The following is a 19,160-nucleotide window of genomic DNA, read 5'->3' on the forward strand; positions in this document are numbered from 1 at the left end:
GTTTAAACTTATAAAGCCGTTTTATAAGAGTGAGCAAAAAGATTAAAAAACATGGGTCACAAGAGGGGTGGCAATTGTTTATAAAACGACTAACTTCCTAATTGTAGTTCACCGTAACTGTTAAACCACCACTGTTTCTATAGACTCCGGCGGCTTGTCCATCTGCTACGTTTAGCGTAGCACCCATGTTGATTGTCTGTACGCCACTAGTCAAAGCTCCTGTAGCATCAGGATTGCTGACAAAATTATCAACAGTCATCTGGTTTTGGGTTCCCGCATCATCTTGAAGGATAATTGCACCAATAGTTAGCTCGATAGTATACGTGTAATTTGCTTCACCAGTCACCTCAAAGGCCGCTGCAGTAATTGTTCCTGTATTTGCTGGTAAGGTCAGTCCTCCTGTAATACTGGTGGAACCACCTGTTGTTAAAACGACAGTCCCTCCGATACTATTAGTGGCAACATTTCCAAAATTCATATCGACAGATTGTGCGATTCCAATTGGGGCAACAATCGTTGCTGAAGAACTAGCTGTAGCAGTTTCTTGTGCAACAGCACCAGTAATAACTGCGTTCATAATAATAATCATAAAAAGAGATTTGATCTTTTTCATAATTGTTAATTTTTAGTGTTCTTGAATTCAAGTAATCAATGCAACTTTTAGATTTCCTTTTTAGAGCTGTTTTTCAAAACAAAAAGAGGAAACACCTCCTTCTTCTTTTTTTGACGGGCAACTTATCTTTACGGATTTAAATCGCCAAAAGAATTGGCAAATCAGTCACTCAACCAGTGAACAAAGGTACACAATTATCAGAATGCTGCAAGAAAATTACAAGCAAAGCGCCATGGCAAAAGCCATAGGCAAAGACACATCTGTTATCTATCGTGAGATTAAACCTAACGGCTCTCATCGCAGTGGTGCCTATCGATGTGATCTAGCCATAAAAAAATATCATAACCCTCATAAAGTCAAGCCTAAGTATATAACTTTTATAAGGGAGATTAATCCTGAGGTTGATAAACTCATAAGACTAGATTACAGCACAAAACAAGCAGGTGGAGGTATGAGAAATAAAGGTTTAACTTCGGTAGGAGCAACGTGTATGTACCAACACATATGGAATAACAAGAAAACAGGTGAAAATCTACATAGTCACTTAAGAAATAAAGGTAGACGACCACGCAAGCGCGGCGCACTTAACGACACAAGAGGAATATAATGGACAGAATAGGTATTGAAAAAAGGCGTAGAGAGGTCGATTTAAGAAAGGAGTTTGGAGACCTAGAAGTCGATTAAAGTATAGGAAAAAAATAATTAGTCAATCCTTGCGATAAACGATGGAGCATCTGGGGTGGTGAAAATGAGTAAAGTAACCTCCAAGGAGGCAGATGTAGTTAGTACTGCCCTAATGGAATGCCTAGATGATTGGATACCACACACAAAGCCATCACAGCAGACAATGGTAAAGAATTTGCTGGTCGTAAAATACTTGCTGAAAACCTAGAAATAGACTACTATGTTGCAAGACCGTATCGCTCATGGGAAAGAGATTCTAACGAGAATTTGAATGGATGGATAAGAACGCATTTACCCAAGAAAACAGACTTCACTAAAATAACTAAAGATCACGTTAGAAGTATCAAATAAAAATGAAACACAAGACCTAGAAAGAGATGGGTTTCAAAATCCTATGTTTGTAAGGAACCAATTATTATTTAACTCAGAAGTTGCATTTATGAGTTGAATCCTGCTCATAGATAGCGGGCCCTTCCTCTAAAAGCCAAGTTTATTTTCTAGGCATATCATTTTCGCCTATGGCTCGAAGAGAAAATTCCAAATTATCCACATAATCGCCATTCTTAGTATTTACGATATTAAAATTATAAAAAATATTTGTGCTCTCCAATTGAAGTTCCCTAAGTTGATTTGAATCCACTTGTGCGGTATAAGCTCCGGATTTTAAACCCAAGAAACTAAAATAACCGTCAGGCTCCGATATTAAACTTGTAATGGTTTGCTGTTTATCATCCTTGATAATAATTTTTATGTTCCCTACACCATTCTCTGATGTATACACATAACCTGCCACTTCTCCCACGACACTAATAGGGATTTCGATTACTTTTAATTGATTTGGATTAACAAAAATATTCAGGCTTTTGTTTTCAAGCCTCCAATCAATACGCTCCAGACTGATCGTATTCAGTTTAAAATGATTGCTTACAAAGGGTTCTAGCCCAGTGTATAGGGTAGAGCCATCAATAGTTACCTCTTTAGTTCCACCTTTAGAAGAACGTACATCGACACCTTCTATTTGAGGCTCTGACATGTCTTTTTTTCCATTTTGATTGGTGTCTAAAAAAGGAATAAATTGGATACTGCCTTGTCCTAGGAATGATCTACTATTAAATTTTACACGCTTTTGATCAGGGACAAAAACCATGGATCCTCCCATAGCCTCAGAAAAGGAGGTTCCAGATTTACTTGTGTTGCTAGAAAACCTACCTCTTGTAAAGCCTAATTCAAAATTTAATCCAATATTTAAATTAAACTGATTGTATTTAAAATTTTGATCATAAGAAGCCTGTATGTCAACATTTTTAAATATAGTCTTTCTGAAATTCCCTCTGATGGAATTCACTGTCCCGTCCTTATAATCATACTGAATCTCAGGAGAAAAAACAATACCTGTTGGTAAATTGACAGTGGTAGACAATCTACTGAAAACTTTTGGTTCATTTAAGGAGGTGCTTACATATGCATTGGTGATAAGGTTGAGATTAACTCCAAAAGCTCTTCCAGCTAAAAGCCATTCCGCATTGGTATATCTCATGTTACGAAGAAGATTCTGACGCCATACCAAACGTGAAAATCCAGAAAATTTTCCAAAATGCAACTGCTTGGAAAGAATCACACTGCGCTCCTCGTTGCCGTTAAAAAGAACGGCCTGCTGATCTTTCCTATATTTGACATAATTTACTTCCAGTTGAAAATTGGAAACCGATCTGTAACTGAGGTTTCCTGTGTACCCTACTTGATGTAGATATTCACTAGAAAAGATCATATTATAGGGCAATCGTATAGATGTCTTTGCAAAAGGAATTACAGGGGTTTTCTCAACTGCCGTATTTAATTCAAAGCCACCTTCTAATGTGATTCTAGGGGAGAGTCCGTAATTTAATTGTGCTTGGGCAAAAATATTTTTTTGGCTGTCTTCGATAACACCCGCGTCGATATTGTATTCGAGTTTACCAGCAGGTAAAAAATTGTAGGGTATGTTTAAATGTTCAGTTGTAACCTCTTCCTCACCCCAAGGACCATAATATTTAAGACGCACAGAGGTGTTTCCATAAACAAGCGGGATATCAAACGAAAAAAAGCCCGTAGAATCTGCTTTTGTATAATCTACCAGTACATTATTGATATAAACTTCTACTGTCCAATTAGGCTTTGTGTAATCACTTAACAAATAGGTGCCGAATGAATTTTTAAGGTACGTCGTGCGATTGGAAAGCTGAATACCAACCACCGGACGGAATATGGAAGAAATAGACTGGTTTCCAAGTTTGCCAACTGTAACCTGTTTTACTACATTATTTTCATTGTTTACATAACGCCATTGATAAAATTGATTTCTGAGTGATAGTGATTGTGTGTCATTGTAGTTGAGATTAGCGGTAAATTCTCCACCAGCAACTAAGCCACCCAACCCCAAAGAAGCCCTATTATTTCCAAATCCGTTAGTGTTTTGTTGAGAATTAATATCCCAAGTTGCTACACCTAAGTCCAGTAAAGGCCGTTCCCTAATAATTGTGGTGTCTGCTGTAAAATTCTTTTTTAACCCTTCAATATTGAGCCGCATTTTTTCCCGCCTTGCAGCTTTTACAGCAGGTAGTTCCATATCAGATATACAGGAAACAGATAGGTTTCGGAAGTTAAATGTACATTGAAGACCAAAAATTAAACCAAAGTAATCTTCTTTTAAATACAGATTGTTGGTTGTGGAGATAAGGTCCTTTTCTTTTAACTGAATCTTCTTACCCTTATAGATGATATGATGGAGAGATTGATCCATACTATATGTGTTTTCTTGATTTATAAAAAACCCTTCTATTCCCTTAAAGTCACTCGTAGAAACATTTTGAATTTTTAGATAATCAAAGATTTCAGAAACAGATAAATAAATGTCACCGCCGCATATAACAGAATTAATTTCCGTGGTACCTATTTCGTCAACGTAAAAAGAGATCGATACCTCATCGCATATCGAATCCTGAAAGGCATAGACATCGTTAACAATTAGTAAAAACAAAGGAGAAATAAAAAGTATAAGGGTTTTTGACAGCAACTTGCATGTGGGTAGTTGCTTTTTAGAATGCATTCTTTTACACCTACTCACTATAGACAGTAGCTGTGATAGAAATGCTTCCTTTATAATTCCCCTGATAATTTTTATTTTTTGGTGTTATTCTTAAAGTTCCACCGATGGAAATAGTTTCAGGAAACCCTCTTTTAACTTTATAAAATTGGATTCCAGAATCTTCTGGATGAAGAGAAATAGCATATCCATTTTCATTACTCAAATTTCCTGTTATAACTTCAACTCTAACAGTAACGGGAGTTTTACTTTTGGTTGAAATATTAAAAATCGCTGGTTGCTGATTTGATAATAACTGATGAATATTTCCTGTAGAGCTCCATTCTCCATTATTGGAAAGAGATACCGTTCCACTATCCGTTCCACTAGAAAGGTAGAAATCTCCAAAAAATAAATTCTGTTCTACAGCTATATGAATCTTTTGTGACTGCGCAACAGCACCATCAAGGAATAGTAAAACAAACAGCAATGGCTTTAATAGGTTCAAATCATAAAATTTTATGGATTCTTCAAATTCAATACTGCCGTAGCGTATATGTTTTCATCTTTTTGAGAGGTATAAGTGACTTTCAATATTCCTGAACTATAATCCACCTCTTTGCTATTATTAAGTTCAACACGAACCTTTCTTATGGTACTTGGAAGATAGACTGCAAATCCTTTCATTAGAGCCACCTCTGTTTCTTTCCCTTCTTTGGAGGTATGTTGAATCCTAAAATCCCCGTAAACGGAATAGTTACCCTGACGATTAAAATTCATAGAAATAATCGGGATGCTATCCTGTAAGCCTTCAAAATTGAGATCAGATAGAGATACATCCACCTCAGGCTTTCCTATTTTAATAATATTTGCAATACTAATTCCATACACTGGAGTCAGACTGATATCAAACTCTTGTGCGTCATTAGTTTCTTTGTTTTTTTTGTCACTTTTAGTCTTGGGAACCGCCCTAAAATATAAATGGGAACGATATTCTCCAGGTTGGAGCTCATTAGTTTTGGTGAGCTGTACTTTCACTACCTGTGCCTCATTAGGTGCGAGAGTAACGGTACGCGGATAAAACCTCAAATAAGGTGACGCAAATCTCTGACCGGGATCTGGTTCTTTTATGGTTTCAAATTGACCGTTAGAACCCATACGAATCTCCAGATAAGATATTCTATAGGTTTCTATTTCCTTGCCGTTGTTACTTAAATAAAGGGTTTGAGCTCTTTTTTGAGTGCCTTCAAAAACAAGGCGTTTTGGAAAAATCATCAAATCTCCCTGAGCAAAGGAATTGACAAAAAAAATAATCGAGAAAATGACCGTGAATAGTAATCTCATTTTTGTGTCTATCTAGGGGTTTTAAACTTAGAAAAAGCGTTTTATAAGAGTTGGTAACAAATTAAAAAACATGTGCCACATAATGTGTGACACATGTTTATAAAATAATTAACTTCCTAGTTGTAGTTCACCGTAACTGTTAAGTCAGTAGTATTTGTATATACTCCCGGTTCTTGACCACCTGCTACGGTTAGAGTAGCACCCACGTTTACTGTCTGTGCTCCACTAACCAAAGTTCCTGTAGTGGCAGGATCGCTGACAAAAGTACCAACAGACATTGTATTTGGGGTTCCCGCACCGTCCGAAAGGTTAAAAGTACCTGGTAACGTAATAGTGTACGTATAAGCTCCTTCACCACTTACATCAAAGGCGGCTGCGGTAACTGTTCCAGTTTGTGCTGGTAAGGTAACTCCACCTGAAGGAGTGGTAGTACCATCTGTTGCTATAACAACAGTACCTCCTGCGCCATTAGTTGCCACATTTCCAAAATTCATATCGGCAGATTGTGCGATTCCAATTGGGGCAACAATAGTTGCTGAAGAACTAGCAGTAGCACTTTCTTGTGCCATTGCACCAGTAGTAGCAGCAATCATTATCATCATAATAAGTGATTTAATCTTTTTCATAATAGTTAAATTTTAAGGTTATTTATATTTTCTTTCATGACAAAACTATAGATTACATATAAATAAATCGATAAAAGAATACCTTTAATCGATGTAACGCATCTTTTTTTAACAGAATCTGATTAAAGTGTTTATAAACAGAGCTTTGCGTTTCCTATCCTGTTAAAGAAAATTACCGTTTAACTTTTATGCCTTTCCTACGCCGGATTCATGCGTTTAGTACACCTACTTCTTAGAACTTCAAAAGGGTTATTATACCTGAACCTATTTCTATTATTTTCTTGATTAAAAATTTACTTATATCGGTTTTTTGAAGTGTGCCTGCCGTTTAAGACCACCAATTAAGTTGCGAGGTTTAGAATTAAAAACTCAACCTAAAATCATAAAAAAATGAAAGTTTATATTTTTAAAAAGAGATCGTGTATTTTAACCATGCACGAAGTAGTTTTAATCAACCATGTAGAACCTTAGATCTTCTCATATAATCCCTTACTCGTTTGCTAACCGCATTAAAAAGTATAGGGGACAATTTTTCATAAGAAGAAAAGCCATACTGAACAGAGCAACAAGAAGAAATAGACTCTTTAAAAAACAATCAAAAAGATATGTCAGAAAAACGGGAGGTATTAAAATAGGGAGTGAACATAATAAGAGCAGCAAGTAAGGTTTAAATGCGTCCTACATCGTAAACTTAAATTGTCAGTTGATAATATGTGTACCCCATTAAAATGAATCTTCACCCATATTTAGGCCATGACATAACTTGAGAATCTGGCTATTGCATAGGGCTGTTCTTACCTTCTCATTTAAAGGTTTTTTAATAGCTATTTAATTGCTTTTTATTACTTCTAAATCTACACAGAATTATCCTGCAAAAGGTACAGCTCTTTTTTAGAAAGTTCTTTTACGATGAGCTAAACAGATGGTGCAGTCAACATATGTTCTTACCTTTTGTTTCTTAATCAATTAATAGATTCTTTTCCTATAGTTGTTTATCGCTATGACCAAGACCATTCATTAAGAATGCTTTAAAGGTGATTTTATAAATTTGTCTAACTGGCCAGGTTACCCAGTGATCAAATAGCTGTTGTACAGCTTGTATTTTTAGTTCAATAAAAAATATTTACGCCCCTAAAAAAATAAAACCTCTATCCTCAAGTGATTATAGGGGTAAAAGCATAGAGGAAGGATCATTTGCAATGATCCCGATAGACAAGTCTCCGACAAGCATGTAAATCTTCCTACTGCTGAAAAGCAGGATGCAGTTCTTCAAAAAAAAAAAGAGCCATCAAGCTAATCGCTTGTGACTCTTTTTTTTTGAAGAGCTAAAACTACCGAAAAGGCGGTTTTAGATTCACTTTTGTAGAGAGGAAGGGATTCGAACCCTCGAAACGTTGCCGTTTACACGCTTTCCAGGCGTGCGCCTTCGACCACTCGGCCACCTCTCTAGTTATTTACATAAATGGAATTTATGCCACTGCAAAAATAAGTCAATATCTCGCTACTGGCAATCTTTTTCATTCAAACTCTCTTCGGTTATTTCTCCTCTTAAGGAGGTCTCAAAATACTTTCTAAAACTTGCAAGGCTATCGGTATGTTGCAACAAGTACATCATTTTTGCAATTGCTGCCTCTGTAGTAATATCTTTACCAGAAACCAGACCAATTTTCTTTAGTTGGATACTGGTCTCGTATTTACCCATCGCCACAGCACCTCCTATACATTGTGTTACATTTACTATTCTAATATTATTCTCCAATGCTTCTTTTAAGGTGTTTACAAACCATTTTTTTGTGGGTGCATTTCCACTTCCATAAGTCTCTAGAATGATTCCTTTTAAACCAGGGATAGTACATATCGCTCGCACCACTTCCTTTGTGATTCCTGGAAATAATTTTAAAACCAATACATCATCTATCAGTTGCGGTCGATACCTCATCTGATTCGTATTTGGGACAGATGATTTTTGCTGTTCCGCTTTCGCGAAAGCGGGATCATTAACTGGCCCTTTCCACAGTAAATTTTGATCTATATTCAAATGGACACCACTAATAGCCAGTGACGGATAATTAGGAGAGCTAAATGCCTCAAAACGCTCTGCATTCATTTTTGCAGTTCTATTAGCTCGATACAGCTGGTACTCAAAATAAATACACACTTCCTTTATGATAGGAGTTCCTTCCTTACTCTGTATAGCGAGCTGTAAACTAGTAATCAAATTCTCCTTTGCGTCGGTACGTAAATCACCAATAGGTAATTGGGACCCCGTAAGAATTATAGGTTTAGTTAGGTTTTCAAACATAAAACTAAGCGTGCTGCCTGTATAGGACATTGTGTCGCTACCGTGAAGCACTACAAAACCCTCATAATCATCATAATTCTCATTAATAACGTCACCTAATTTGCGCCATTCTTTTAGATTCATATCAGAAGAATCCATGGGGTTATCAAATGAATAAGTAGCTATCTCACAATCCAATTGTTTTATCTCTGGGATGTGAACCAGCAGCTTAGAAAAATCAAAAGCCCTTAAAGCTTTGGTTTCAGGATCTTTCATCATACCAATGGTTCCACCGGTGTAAATCAATAGTATTTTAGGCTTCATTCGGTATACCGGTTTGGTTTTGAGATATCACATTGATACATGGGATCGTTTTAAAATATTTTTAATAAAATACAGAATCGTATCTAGAGTTAACATTCTATTTAACGACAAAAAGGAAAGGAGACGATTTACAATGGGTGATTTAGTATTAAATAGGTATGCTTGCTAGCTTCTCTTTATTTAACACAGGTCTGGCATACATATTCAAAAAACTTTCCACCGCCTTGCGATCTTCCACATTAACACGCATACGCAACCTTCGTTCAAATTGTTGCCTATCGTGATCTGAATAATGTGCCTTGTATTTAGAACTGTTCGTGAATAGGTCATGCGCCACATAATTAGTGGGCCATAACTTGTAATTCGTCTGGATTTCTCTATCTAAATGCGCCACAATGCGCTGCAGGACTTGATTGGTACTTTGTTCTTCTACGGTTTCTATGTGAAATGGCTGTGCAGCATGTATATGAATGTGCTTTTTTTGACCCAAGGCTCCTTTGAGAATGCTATTAAAATCTTCGTTTTCAGATTTTATATATTCTTCATCGGCTTGTTTTGCAAGAAGTTCAGGAACTTTTAAAATATCTGTAGGGTCGTATTCGTAAGAAATAGAAACTGGCACGATGCACAAGTTATTTAAATAGCTCTCTAATCCTTCTTTACCAGCGGCAAGAGCTATCATTTTAAGCACTCCTTGTTCTGTAACGTCATTTCCATCCTTCGTACGACCTTGGCGTTGAGCTACCCATACGCTTCTATTCTCATCGTGAATTAAGAAACTTATATACTCACTAAGATTCTTACTACTCATTAAAATTTCTCTCGGACTAGCTCCTCTTCTGACTATAAAATTACGAGTGAGCCTGCTCAATGCATTAACAAATGGGCGCTCCACTAGGTTATCACCTATGGCACTGGCTGTTCTTATAAGGCCTTTATTAAAAAGCGTGAGATTAATTAAAGACGTGTCCAGAACTATATCTCGATGATTTGAAATATATAGATAACTGTGTTTTGGATCTAATTGATCAAAACCTGAAGTGGTAAGCCCAGCACTAGATTCTTCCAGTACTCTCTCTACCGTTCTGCGAACCACATCACGTTGAAAGTCATTAATAGATTTACAAGAGAGCACAATTTTTTTGGCCTCTTCATAATCCATGCCTTTAAACGTGTACTGAAAAAGTGCTTTTATCATGGGATGACGCACCGCACTTTTGAGCGCTATCTGAACCTCAGCATCATTAAAAAATCGTATGTCGTCGTATCTGTTCAAATTGTAAAGTATATAGAAAACAAATGTAATGATCTCCTTTTTATATACCGAAGACTTCACGGGAATTTAAGGTGGTAATTTCTGCGATCTCTTTTACATCTCTTTTATAAATGGTCGCTAACTTCTCTGCCACTTGAAGGAGATACGCACTTTCATTGCGCTTACCACGGTAAGGAACTGGCGCTAGGTAGGGAGCATCAGTTTCTAACACGATCTGAGAAAGCGGTATCTGATCTAGGAATTGATCTATTTTACCGTTTTTAAAAGTTACAACGCCACCTATTCCCAATTTCATTTTGAGGTCTATGGCTCTTTGAGCTTGCTCTAGATTGCCTGTAAAACAATGAAAAATGCCGTAAAGTGGTGTTCCTTTATAATCATCCAACACTTCAAAAACTTCATCAAAAGCTTCTCGACAGTGAATGGCAATGGGTATTTTTTTTTCTATTGACCATTTGATTTGTCTGTGAAAGGCTTCCTGCTGTTGGGCTTTAAAACTTTTATCCAAATACAGGTCCATCCCTATTTCACCTACAGCCACATAGTTTTCTTTTCCTAACATTTCCTGAACATGAGCCAGCTCTTCTTCATAATTTTCTTTTACATGCGTAGGATGCAGCCCACACATTAAATGAACCTGCACTGGATATTTTTTTTTAAGTTCTAGCATAGACTGGGTATAACTCGCATCTATGGCAGGAACAAAAAAGCGTTCCACTCCAGCATCTAATGCTCTTTGTATCATTGCCTCTTGATCTCCATCAAAAGCCTCGCTGTATAAATGTGTATGTGTATCTGTTAAAATCATGCTGCAAAAATAAGGATTGATACTAGCACACATTCTTTTTTTTTAAGGAAGTTTATGCTGACGTTGACCCAGCATACTTTTTTTAAAAGAAATTCCTGCAGCACTTGTTGCGCTACAAAAGCAGAATTATATTTACCTCTCAAACATTTTACATGGCTTCTTTTAAAAAACTACTTCTATCTCAAGGTTATATTGCTCATAATTTGAGAATTGCTTCAAAAAGCGGTCATATAGTTACAAAAGCGTCTATTAATGGTTATTTAGGGAGATTTATTGTAGATACCGGAGCAAGCGCTACTTGCGTCAATCAAGCTATGTACAAAGAATTCCAATTAGAAACAGAGTTTATGGATCGACAAATAGGTACTGCAAGTGGCTCATTAAGGCCACGTATATCTCATAAAAATACACTAGAATTGGGCGATTGGTCAGATCAGGATGTAACTTTGCTCAGTATGGATATGAGCTTTATCAATACAGCTCTTAAGACTGAAGGCATGCGTTCTATCCAAGGACTGCTAGGCGCAGATTTCCTTATTGGATCCGAGGCGATCATAGATTATAAAGGCAAAAAAATATACCTAAAACCATAAAAAAAGCCTTGGTCATTAGATCAAGGCTTTGTATATAAAAATGAATCGTATTAGTATGAAATACTAAAGCTTCCGTCTGTAACGTCAAAGTTATTAGGTGGTCCTGTCATAAAACTAAAAGTTCCTGTCACCGTATTTGCAGCCGCATCTGCTGCAGTAACCGTTAAAGTGCCACTAACCGCTTGTGCAATGTTACTACCCAATACATACAAAGCAGAATAAGTAGCTCCAGTACCAGAAAGAGTATAGGTACCAGGAGTAACCACATCTGGCATGGTAAGAACAATGGAGCCATTACCGTTACTTCCCGTAATTAATACAATCCCACCATTAGCAACACCATTTATTGATGTGGGGTTCAGACTACTTCCATCAATATTTGCATTGAACGAATTGGAAGCTGGGCTACCAGTATCAGTACCTAACGATGCACCAAATGGAACCTGGTAAATAACTCCTCTTCTCATATAAAGAGAGTCGGCATTATTTGCTAGATAACTCACAAAACTAAAAGTTCCTGTCACACCACTTTGTGTATTGACAGAGGTTAGACGTACTTCACCATTTCCATTTCCTACGTTAGAAGAGAACTGCTCCGCACCAGCATACGTATAAATGGCCTCACTTGGAGAACCCACACCTAATATGTAAACGCCTATCCCATCATCTTCTAGATTAAATTCTAAGGTCTCCATAGGATTCTGACCGACTAAGGAAAGAGTCCCGTCTGCATTTAAAGTAGCACTCATCTGATCTGATTTAAAAAACTCTCCATTGCGCACAGCTTGTATCGCAGGAGTGTTATCATCCTCTAAATTTTCGGAGCAAGATGAAAATGAAAAAACGGCCGTAAGGATCAATAAGAATTTAATGTACAGTTTCATAGAATAAATATGTGTTCCAGCAAATGTAAATAAAATATAAAGATATGATGGATATAATTAAATAAATGATATTTTTGCAGATTCAAATTAATAATCAGGGTCGGGCACCCATAAACTTTAATAGTTATGCCAGTAAAAATTAGATTACAGAGACACGGTAAAAAAGGAAAACCATTTTATTGGATCGTTGCGGCTGATGCACGATCAAAAAGAGATGGTAAATATCTTGAAAAATTAGGTACTTATAACCCTAACACCAACCCAGCAACAGTAAATCTTGACTTAGAGGGAACTGTAACTTGGTTAGAGAATGGCGCACAACCTACAGACACGGCACGCAACTTGTTAAGTTACAAAGGAGTGATGATGAAAAAACACCTTAACGGTGGTGTAAAGAAAGGCGCTTTCACAGAAGAACAAGCTGTTGAAAAATTCAACGCTTGGATGGCTACAAAAGAAGGTACCATTGCTGGAAAAGCATCTGGACTGCAAGCAAGCGCTGATGCAATTGCTGCAAAAGCACTAGAAGCTGAAAAAGCGGTAAACGAGGCGCGTATCATTGCAAACGCTCCAGAAGTAGTTGAAGAGCCAGCTGTAGAAAGTACGGATGCAACAGGTGAAGAAGAGTAAAAATTAAGTCATGCGTAAAGAAAATTGTTTTTACGTGGGTACCGTAGTTAATAAATTTAGCTTTAAAGGGGAGTTACTAGTTAAACTAGATACAGACGAGCCAGAGCTTTTTATAGAAATGGAATCAGTTTTTATCGAAATCGGTAAAAATTTGGTTCCATTTTTTATTGAAAAAAGTCAACTGCACAAATCATTACTTCTTAGAATAAAAATTGAAGATATTGATGATGAACCTTCTGCAGACGCATTGATGAAGCGAGATCTTTATCTGCCTCTTTCTTTCCTTCCGGCTTTAGAAGGAAATAAGTTTTACTTCCATGAAGTCATCAATTATAAGATGATAGATACTCATCATGGAGAAATAGGGACCATTACAGGAATAAACGACATGACTACCCAAGCACTTTTTGTTGTAAATAATGGTGGAGCCGAAATCCTCATACCTCTTAATGATCATTTTATCGATAACGTCGATCGGAAAAATAAAACCATAACTGTTACCACACCAGAGGGTTTGATAGATCTTTATCTCACTTAATATTTTTTTAATTATTCTTTATTCATGAGTCTCTTTAAATTCAAAGAATTCTCTATAGCTCAAGATCGTTGCGCTCAAAAGATAGGCACAGATGGAGTTCTATTAGGCGCTTGGACATCTTCAGATCAAGAACCACGCACTATTCTAGACATAGGAGCTGGTACTGGAGTTATTTCTTTAATGCTAGCACAACGATATACTCATGCAACTGTTGAAGCAGTTGAAATAGATGCTGACTCTTTTGAACAAGCCACAGAGAACTTTGAAGACAGTCCTTGGGGCGATCGCTTATTTTGTTTTCACGCAGAATTTCAAGAATTCTATAAGGAAGTAGAACAACGCTACGACCTCATCGTAAGCAATCCACCATTCTATAATTCTGACAGTATTAAAGGAGAAGACCAGATCGAAGATCAACGCCAGCAAGCGCGATTTGATGGCGCCTTACCTTTTGAAGAGTTGATTTATGGCGTTTATCAATTACTGGAAACTAACGGCACCTTTGCCTGCATCATCCCTAAAGATAGAGAAGCGCGCTTCTTGGAAATTACATCTCATTTTCAATTGCTCCCCGTACGCACCACTTACGTTCAAGGCACAGAAGATAGTAAAGTAAAGAGGTGTTTGATGGAGTTTCGCTTTCGCGAAAGCTTTCAAAATACCAACACAACACATAAAACAGATATTCTTGTGATCGAAAAATCAAGACATACCTATACAGAGGACTACATACAGCTGACCCAAGACTTTTATTTAAAAATGTAAAAGGAATTGGTAAAAAATCTAACTCTTTTTATCAAATAACAATTTCTAGATCGTTATTTTTACGACCTACTAAGAAACAGCCTTGAAATTACGCTATCGATGTAGTTTCTAATTTAAAAGATATAGAATGAAACCAGATTTATTTGAAGCTCCGGATTACTATAATTTAGACGACCTTTTAACTGACGAGCATAAAATGATACGCGACGCGGCCCGCACCTGGGTAAAGCGAGACGTATCACCAATAATAGAGCAGGCAGCGCAAGACGCAAAGTTTCCTCATAGCATTATCCCTGGACTCGCTTCCATAGGTGCTTTCGGCCCGTACATTCCAGAAGAATACGGTGGTGCTGGACTGGATCATATCTCCTATGGATTAATCATGCAAGAAATTGAGCGCGGTGATAGTGGTGTACGTTCTACCGCATCTGTTCAATCTTCTCTTGTTATGTATCCTATCTGGAAATATGGAAGTGAAGAACAACGTATGAAGTTTCTTCCCAAACTAGCGAGTGGTGAGTTTATGGGGTCCTTTGGACTTACAGAGCCAGACCATGGATCTAACCCTAGTGGCATGACTACTAATTTCAAAGACGCTGGTGATGGAGAGCATATTATACTTAACGGTGCAAAACTCTGGATTTCTAACAGTCCTTTTTGTGATGTAGCGGTGGTATGGGCTAAAAACGAAGAAGGTCGCATTCATGGTGTTATTGTGGAACGCGGTATGGAAGGTTTTTCTACTCCAGAAACGCATAACAAATGGTCTTTAAGAGCTAGCGCAACAGGAGAGTTGATCTTTCAAGATGTAAAAATACCGAAAACTAATATTTTACCTAATAAATCTGGATTAGGAGCACCACTAGGCTGTTTAGACTCTGCTCGGTTTGGAATCGCATGGGGAGCAATAGGAGCTGCAATGGATTGTTATGATACAGCATTGCGTTATGCAAAGCAACGTATACAGTTCGGTAAACCAATTGCTGCTTTTCAATTACAACAAAAGAAACTGGCAGAAATGATTACAGAAATCACAAAGGCACAGTTGCTAGCTTTGCGTTTAGGTCAACTAAAGAATGAAGGTCGCGCCACATCAGCACAGATTTCTATGGCAAAACGCAACAATGTGGAAATGGCCATCAATATAGCTCGTGAAGCCAGACAGATTTTAGGCGGTATGGGAATTACTGGAGAATACAGTATCATGCGTCACATGATGAACTTAGAAAGTGTCATTACGTATGAAGGAACACACGACATTCACTTATTAATTACTGGGCTGGACATTACCGGCGAGAATGCTTTTAAATAGCATATACTCAAAACAGTTAATTAGCATTAAGAACAAATCCTTTTATTCATTTAAAAGGATTTTTTTATGGGACGCAACCTTCTTGACTTAACGGCATCCATATAAAAACTGCAGAATTAAAAGACAAACATAATCCTGTATTTTAAAAAACAGTTACTACATCCAAAAAGCTAGGAAAACCATGAATATTTTAAGCTTTACCCCACCATCCCTTTTCATGTTCTCTTGTGAGTCTGATGATGATAATGCACCGGATTTAACAAATGCTAATCTTGCTGGTACTTATGATATAACTGCGTTTAATGGAATGGCTTCAGAAACCGATAGTACTGGCGGCGTGACCAATATTTCTACCACTACTTTCTCTTCTAGCAACTTTAATAATGCCACCATCACATTTACTGAGGATGGAACAATTAGCTCAACAGGAAGTTTCACTTTTACTGCGGTCATTACCGAGAATGGTATGACTGAGACAGAGGTAGAAATTACAGATGTTGATATAAATGGAACGTATACAATTAATGCAAACTCTTTGATAGTTAGTGATCTAGATGACGTATCAGTAACTGTAAGAAACTTTTCTAATAATGGCTTACAATTATTTTTACAAAAAACGGAGACGGACACTGATTATACATTTGGAGCAGAAGTAACCTATACCTTAGTAAGACAGTAGATACATCCTATTTGAAGGCTTGGAGATATAACTTTTATACACCTTTTTTATGTTTTTAAACCACTTATGAGTTAATCATATACTAATTCAACACAAGTGTTTTGTTATAAGTAAGACAGAGTCTATTTTTGTGCAAAATTGATGGCAATGAAAGAAAATACCATTTTAAAAGAGATCAGTGACGTAAGAGCACGACTCTTAAATCATGAGCTCTACCTTGAAATAAAAACCGATGAAGATTTAAAAACATTCATGTTTTCTCATGTCTACGCCGTTTGGGACTTTATGTCGCTCTTAAAAGCCTTACAAAACTCCCTTACTTGTACCACTACTCCTTGGATACCTAAAGGAAATCCTGATTTAAGATACCTCATCAATGAGATAGTCCTTGCAGAGGAAACAGACATAGATCAGAATGGAAATCGATTAAGCCATTACGAGATGTACCTCAACGCAATGCGCGCTGTAGGAATTTCTACAGAAAACATTCAAAATGATGTCATCAAATTATCTCAGTCAGACCAAATTATTAAAGAAATTGAAAGCTCACAATTGCCTTTGTATATCAAACAGTTTCTTACGTCCACATTTTCTGTCATCAACAGAAGAAAAGATCACGAGATAGCTGCTGCGTTTACATACGGTCGCGAGGACCTTATTCCAGAAATGTTTACTGAGATTCTAGACGGTTTATCTGCCACTAACATAAAAACAGACTTAGGACCTATTACCTACTATTTTAACAGACATATAGAACTGGACGGCGACGAACACGGTCCTATGGCTCATAAAATGGTCGCTATGCTTTGTGGAAATGACCCTGTTAAATGGCAAGAAGCTGCTCAGGTTTCTAAGGAAGCACTTGAATCAAGAATTGCTTTATTTGATGGTATTTTAAATGAAATTAGGGTTTTCAAACCTGAATTAGTTTGATTCCAGTAAAACATTCCAACGCTATGTATACTTTATCTTTTATAGGTTTATTTGCACGTACAAAGCACCGCTCATACGACCAGTAAAAGCGTATCAGCATTAATTTAATGTTTGCTAGATTTCATTCTTAAATCGGACTAGATATAGCAGAAATTATTAGTACAAACCCAAACTTAATTTGATCTATTTCCATTTAATAAAAAATGCCGATTCTCGTGAATCGGCATTTTTATTGATAGCATTCTTTACTTATAACTCAATAGTATCGCGATAATCTTCTTCTAATTTCTCGCCAGATATATCGACTACGGTTTCTATTTGTGGAGCATGTTTCTTTATTGTAAGCTCTACGCCAGATTTTAAGGTCATTTGATTGACATGACAGCCTACACAGCTGCCTAATAAGCGTACTTTTACAAACTTATCATCTTCTATGGATACGAGTTCAATATCTCCTTTATCTCTTTGCAAAAAAGGTCTGATCTCTTGTAACCCTGCTTCTACCGCGTCTATTAAATCTGCTCCAGTCATAATTATTTTTTATTTACAGCACTACAACCTGCCATAGTTGTAATTTTGATTGCTTGTGTAGGTGGCAATGCATCATTTCTAAGTACCGTTTCTGAAACTACTTTTTTCGTGATTTCAATAAACGCTTTTTCTATGTCTGTTCCTTCCTGCATAGCTGCAGGTCTTCCTACATCTCCAGCTTCTCTAATAGACTGCTGCAATGGCAGCTCCCCTAAAAAGGGGATGTTTAAATCCTCAGCAAGGTTTCTCGCACCGTCCTTACCAAAGATATGATACCTATTCTCTGGATAATCTGGCGGGGAAAAATAAGCCATGTTTTCAATAATTCCTAAAACAGGCACGTTGATACTTTCTTGTTGGAACATCGCTACTCCTTTGCGAGCGTCAGCTAATGCGACAGTTTGAGGTGTAGATACAACTACCGCGCCAGTTAACGGCAACGACTGCATAATGCTTAAATGAATATCTCCAGTCCCTGGCGGCAAGTCCACCACTAAAAAATCAAGATCTCCCCAAGCCGCATCAAAGATCATTTGATTCAATGCTTTTGAAGCCATAGGACCACGCCACACGACTGCTTGGTCTGGTTGCGTGAAGAAACCTATAGAAAGTATCTTTACCCCATAACTTTCTACGGGTTTCATCTTTGATTTACCATCGACATTTACCGATAATGGCTTTTCATTAACGATATCAAACATAATAGTCGAACTCGGACCATAAATATCTGCATCTAGAAGACCCACTTTAAAGCCCATTTTTGCAAGGGTTACAGCGAGGTTTGCAGTTACCGTAGATTTACCTACGCCACCTTTTCCTGAGGCTACTGCAATAATATTATCAATACCTGGAATAGATTTACCTTTAATCTCAGGCTTCTTATCGGCTGTTTCTAGAACTTCAACTTTAAGATTCACTTTAATTTGTGCCTTTTCATACACTTCTTTACGAATGGCTTGTAAGATCGAGTCTTCTGTTTTTTTCTTTGCCTGTAGACTGTGGTTGTTGATCGTCACATCAACTATTACCTCGTCTCCAAAAACAAGCACATTTTTAATCGCACCGCTTTCTACCATGTTTTGTCCTTCACCTGGAACCGATATGGTTTCCAATGCTTTAAAAACGTCTTTCTTTTCTATTTTCATTTTGAATTTTAGAGAATTATACCAATTAGTACTCCAAAGGAATCTTATAATTAGTTGTTGCCTTACCTATATTTAATCTGCCAAAAATTACATTAAATCAATTCCTGTACGTCTGTTTTCTATTTTATTTGGT

The 19,160-nt window shown here is 37.1% G+C and carries 20 protein-coding genes and 1 tRNA gene; 9 read left to right on the forward strand and 12 right to left on the reverse strand.

The genetic code is table 11. The features are described from left to right. Nucleotides 1-97: 97 nt before the first annotated feature. Nucleotides 98-613 carry a DUF4402 domain-containing protein gene (locus tag ACJAT0_RS00620; protein ID WP_374002338.1) on the reverse strand — a complete coding sequence of 172 codons (516 nt, stop codon included), beginning with the start codon at nucleotides 611-613 and terminating at the stop codon, nucleotides 98-100. Nucleotides 614-815: 202 nt separating this feature from the next. Here ACJAT0_RS00620 and ACJAT0_RS00625 point away from each other — a divergent pair, with 202 nt between their 5' ends. Both ACJAT0_RS00625 and ACJAT0_RS00630 read left to right on the forward strand, forming a co-directional pair. Continuing rightward, the gene (locus ACJAT0_RS00625; protein WP_415180089.1) at nucleotides 816-1,220 is read left to right on the forward strand and encodes a hypothetical protein; all 405 of its coding nucleotides are present in this window, start codon (nucleotides 816-818) and stop codon (nucleotides 1,218-1,220) included. 206 nt (nucleotides 1,221-1,426) lie between these two features. Further along, entirely contained in the window at nucleotides 1,427-1,648 is a 222-nt protein-coding gene (locus ACJAT0_RS00630; RefSeq protein ID WP_415180090.1) for an IS30 family transposase, read from the forward strand. A 139-nt stretch (nucleotides 1,649-1,787) separates the two neighbouring features. On the opposite strand, the gene ACJAT0_RS00635 is transcribed toward ACJAT0_RS00630, so the two are convergent. The 8 genes from ACJAT0_RS00635 to ACJAT0_RS00670 form a co-directional block, all read right to left on the reverse strand. Further along, nucleotides 1,788-4,313 (reverse strand): hypothetical protein, encoded by a 2,526-nt coding sequence (locus tag ACJAT0_RS00635; protein ID WP_415180091.1) that lies wholly within the window; start codon nucleotides 4,311-4,313, stop codon nucleotides 1,788-1,790. 79 nt (nucleotides 4,314-4,392) lie between these two features. Next, on the reverse strand, nucleotides 4,393-4,866 hold the full coding sequence (locus tag ACJAT0_RS00640; RefSeq protein ID WP_415180092.1) for a DUF4402 domain-containing protein: 474 nt from the start codon (nucleotides 4,864-4,866) through the stop codon (nucleotides 4,393-4,395). 11 nt (nucleotides 4,867-4,877) lie between these two features. Beyond that, nucleotides 4,878-5,702: a molecular chaperone gene (locus tag ACJAT0_RS00645; protein WP_415180093.1), complete on the reverse strand. Its 825-nt coding sequence runs from the start codon at nucleotides 5,700-5,702 to the stop codon at nucleotides 4,878-4,880. 116 nt (nucleotides 5,703-5,818) lie between these two features. Beyond that, entirely contained in the window at nucleotides 5,819-6,328 is a 510-nt protein-coding gene (locus ACJAT0_RS00650) for a DUF4402 domain-containing protein (RefSeq protein WP_415180094.1), read from the reverse strand. 1,363 nt (nucleotides 6,329-7,691) lie between these two features. Beyond that, nucleotides 7,692-7,776 (reverse strand) — tRNA-Ser (locus ACJAT0_RS00655). A 53-nt stretch (nucleotides 7,777-7,829) separates the two neighbouring features. Then, complete coding sequence (locus ACJAT0_RS00660) at nucleotides 7,830-8,933, reverse strand: asparaginase (protein ID WP_374003120.1); 1,104 nt, start codon at nucleotides 8,931-8,933, stop codon at nucleotides 7,830-7,832. Between the two features lie 148 nt (nucleotides 8,934-9,081). Further along, the gene (locus tag ACJAT0_RS00665; RefSeq protein ID WP_415180095.1) at nucleotides 9,082-10,209 is read right to left on the reverse strand and encodes a 1-acyl-sn-glycerol-3-phosphate acyltransferase; all 1,128 of its coding nucleotides are present in this window, start codon (nucleotides 10,207-10,209) and stop codon (nucleotides 9,082-9,084) included. Nucleotides 10,210-10,249: 40 nt separating this feature from the next. Next, nucleotides 10,250-11,017 carry a TatD family hydrolase gene (locus ACJAT0_RS00670; RefSeq protein WP_415180130.1) on the reverse strand — a complete coding sequence of 256 codons (768 nt, stop codon included), beginning with the start codon at nucleotides 11,015-11,017 and terminating at the stop codon, nucleotides 10,250-10,252. A 152-nt stretch (nucleotides 11,018-11,169) separates the two neighbouring features. Between ACJAT0_RS00670 and ACJAT0_RS00675 the strand changes: the two genes are divergently transcribed. Beyond that, nucleotides 11,170-11,610, forward strand: coding sequence for a TIGR02281 family clan AA aspartic protease (locus ACJAT0_RS00675; protein ID WP_374003118.1), 441 nt, complete (start codon nucleotides 11,170-11,172; stop codon nucleotides 11,608-11,610). A gap of 50 nt (nucleotides 11,611-11,660) precedes the next feature. Here ACJAT0_RS00675 and ACJAT0_RS00680 read toward each other — a convergent pair whose 3' ends face one another. Next, a complete protein-coding gene (locus ACJAT0_RS00680) occupies nucleotides 11,661-12,494 on the reverse strand; it encodes a DUF6252 family protein (RefSeq protein ID WP_415180096.1) in 834 nt (277 codons plus the stop codon). A 126-nt stretch (nucleotides 12,495-12,620) separates the two neighbouring features. Here ACJAT0_RS00680 and ACJAT0_RS00685 point away from each other — a divergent pair, with 126 nt between their 5' ends. The 6 genes from ACJAT0_RS00685 (at nucleotide 12,621) to ACJAT0_RS00710 (ending at nucleotide 17,351) form a co-directional block, all read left to right on the forward strand. Then, complete coding sequence (locus tag ACJAT0_RS00685; protein WP_374003116.1) at nucleotides 12,621-13,124, forward strand: 30S ribosomal protein S16; 504 nt, start codon at nucleotides 12,621-12,623, stop codon at nucleotides 13,122-13,124. Between the two features lie 10 nt (nucleotides 13,125-13,134). Then, nucleotides 13,135-13,662 (forward strand): ribosome maturation factor RimM, encoded by a 528-nt coding sequence (rimM, locus tag ACJAT0_RS00690; protein WP_374003115.1) that lies wholly within the window; start codon nucleotides 13,135-13,137, stop codon nucleotides 13,660-13,662. 24 nt (nucleotides 13,663-13,686) lie between these two features. Then, the gene (locus tag ACJAT0_RS00695) at nucleotides 13,687-14,427 is read left to right on the forward strand and encodes a tRNA1(Val) (adenine(37)-N6)-methyltransferase (RefSeq protein ID WP_415180097.1); all 741 of its coding nucleotides are present in this window, start codon (nucleotides 13,687-13,689) and stop codon (nucleotides 14,425-14,427) included. Nucleotides 14,428-14,554: 127 nt separating this feature from the next. Further along, nucleotides 14,555-15,739: an acyl-CoA dehydrogenase family protein gene (locus ACJAT0_RS00700; protein ID WP_415180098.1), complete on the forward strand. Its 1,185-nt coding sequence runs from the start codon at nucleotides 14,555-14,557 to the stop codon at nucleotides 15,737-15,739. A 181-nt stretch (nucleotides 15,740-15,920) separates the two neighbouring features. Continuing rightward, nucleotides 15,921-16,418, forward strand: coding sequence for a hypothetical protein (locus tag ACJAT0_RS00705; protein ID WP_415180099.1), 498 nt, complete (start codon nucleotides 15,921-15,923; stop codon nucleotides 16,416-16,418). 147 nt (nucleotides 16,419-16,565) lie between these two features. After that, nucleotides 16,566-17,351 (forward strand): DUF3050 domain-containing protein, encoded by a 786-nt coding sequence (locus ACJAT0_RS00710; protein WP_374003112.1) that lies wholly within the window; start codon nucleotides 16,566-16,568, stop codon nucleotides 17,349-17,351. A 249-nt stretch (nucleotides 17,352-17,600) separates the two neighbouring features. Here ACJAT0_RS00710 and ACJAT0_RS00715 read toward each other — a convergent pair whose 3' ends face one another. Then, complete coding sequence (locus tag ACJAT0_RS00715; protein ID WP_415180100.1) at nucleotides 17,601-17,882, reverse strand: NifU family protein; 282 nt, start codon at nucleotides 17,880-17,882, stop codon at nucleotides 17,601-17,603. Between the two features lie 2 nt (nucleotides 17,883-17,884). Next, a complete protein-coding gene (locus tag ACJAT0_RS00720) occupies nucleotides 17,885-19,027 on the reverse strand; it encodes a P-loop NTPase (protein WP_374003110.1) in 1,143 nt (380 codons plus the stop codon). Between the last annotated feature and the right edge of the window lie 133 nt (nucleotides 19,028-19,160).

This window comes from Nonlabens sp., assembly GCF_047636915.1.
Lineage (GTDB): Bacteria > Bacteroidota > Bacteroidia > Flavobacteriales > Flavobacteriaceae > Nonlabens.

Coding starts and splice junctions, on each gene's coding strand:
- ACJAT0_RS00620 (WP_374002338.1), bottom strand. CDS start 613: ATGAAAAAGATCAAATCTCTTTTTATGATTATTATTATGAACGCAGTT.
- ACJAT0_RS00625 (WP_415180089.1), top strand. CDS start 816: ATGCTGCAAGAAAATTACAAGCAAAGCGCCATGGCAAAAGCCATAGGC.
- ACJAT0_RS00645 (WP_415180093.1), bottom strand. CDS start 5,702: ATGAGATTACTATTCACGGTCATTTTCTCGATTATTTTTTTTGTCAAT.
- ACJAT0_RS00650 (WP_415180094.1), bottom strand. CDS start 6,328: ATGAAAAAGATTAAATCACTTATTATGATGATAATGATTGCTGCTACT.
- ACJAT0_RS00660 (WP_374003120.1), bottom strand. CDS start 8,933: ATGAAGCCTAAAATACTATTGATTTACACCGGTGGAACCATTGGTATG.
- ACJAT0_RS00670 (WP_415180130.1), bottom strand. CDS start 11,017: ATGATTTTAACAGATACACATACACATTTATACAGCGAGGCTTTTGAT.
- ACJAT0_RS00675 (WP_374003118.1), top strand. CDS start 11,170: ATGGCTTCTTTTAAAAAACTACTTCTATCTCAAGGTTATATTGCTCAT.
- ACJAT0_RS00680 (WP_415180096.1), bottom strand. CDS start 12,494: ATGAAACTGTACATTAAATTCTTATTGATCCTTACGGCCGTTTTTTCA.
- ACJAT0_RS00685 (WP_374003116.1), top strand. CDS start 12,621: ATGCCAGTAAAAATTAGATTACAGAGACACGGTAAAAAAGGAAAACCA.
- rimM (WP_374003115.1), top strand. CDS start 13,135: ATGCGTAAAGAAAATTGTTTTTACGTGGGTACCGTAGTTAATAAATTT.
- ACJAT0_RS00695 (WP_415180097.1), top strand. CDS start 13,687: ATGAGTCTCTTTAAATTCAAAGAATTCTCTATAGCTCAAGATCGTTGC.
- ACJAT0_RS00700 (WP_415180098.1), top strand. CDS start 14,555: ATGAAACCAGATTTATTTGAAGCTCCGGATTACTATAATTTAGACGAC.
- ACJAT0_RS00705 (WP_415180099.1), top strand. CDS start 15,921: ATGAATATTTTAAGCTTTACCCCACCATCCCTTTTCATGTTCTCTTGT.
- ACJAT0_RS00710 (WP_374003112.1), top strand. CDS start 16,566: ATGAAAGAAAATACCATTTTAAAAGAGATCAGTGACGTAAGAGCACGA.
- ACJAT0_RS00715 (WP_415180100.1), bottom strand. CDS start 17,882: ATGACTGGAGCAGATTTAATAGACGCGGTAGAAGCAGGGTTACAAGAG.
- ACJAT0_RS00720 (WP_374003110.1), bottom strand. CDS start 19,027: ATGAAAATAGAAAAGAAAGACGTTTTTAAAGCATTGGAAACCATATCG.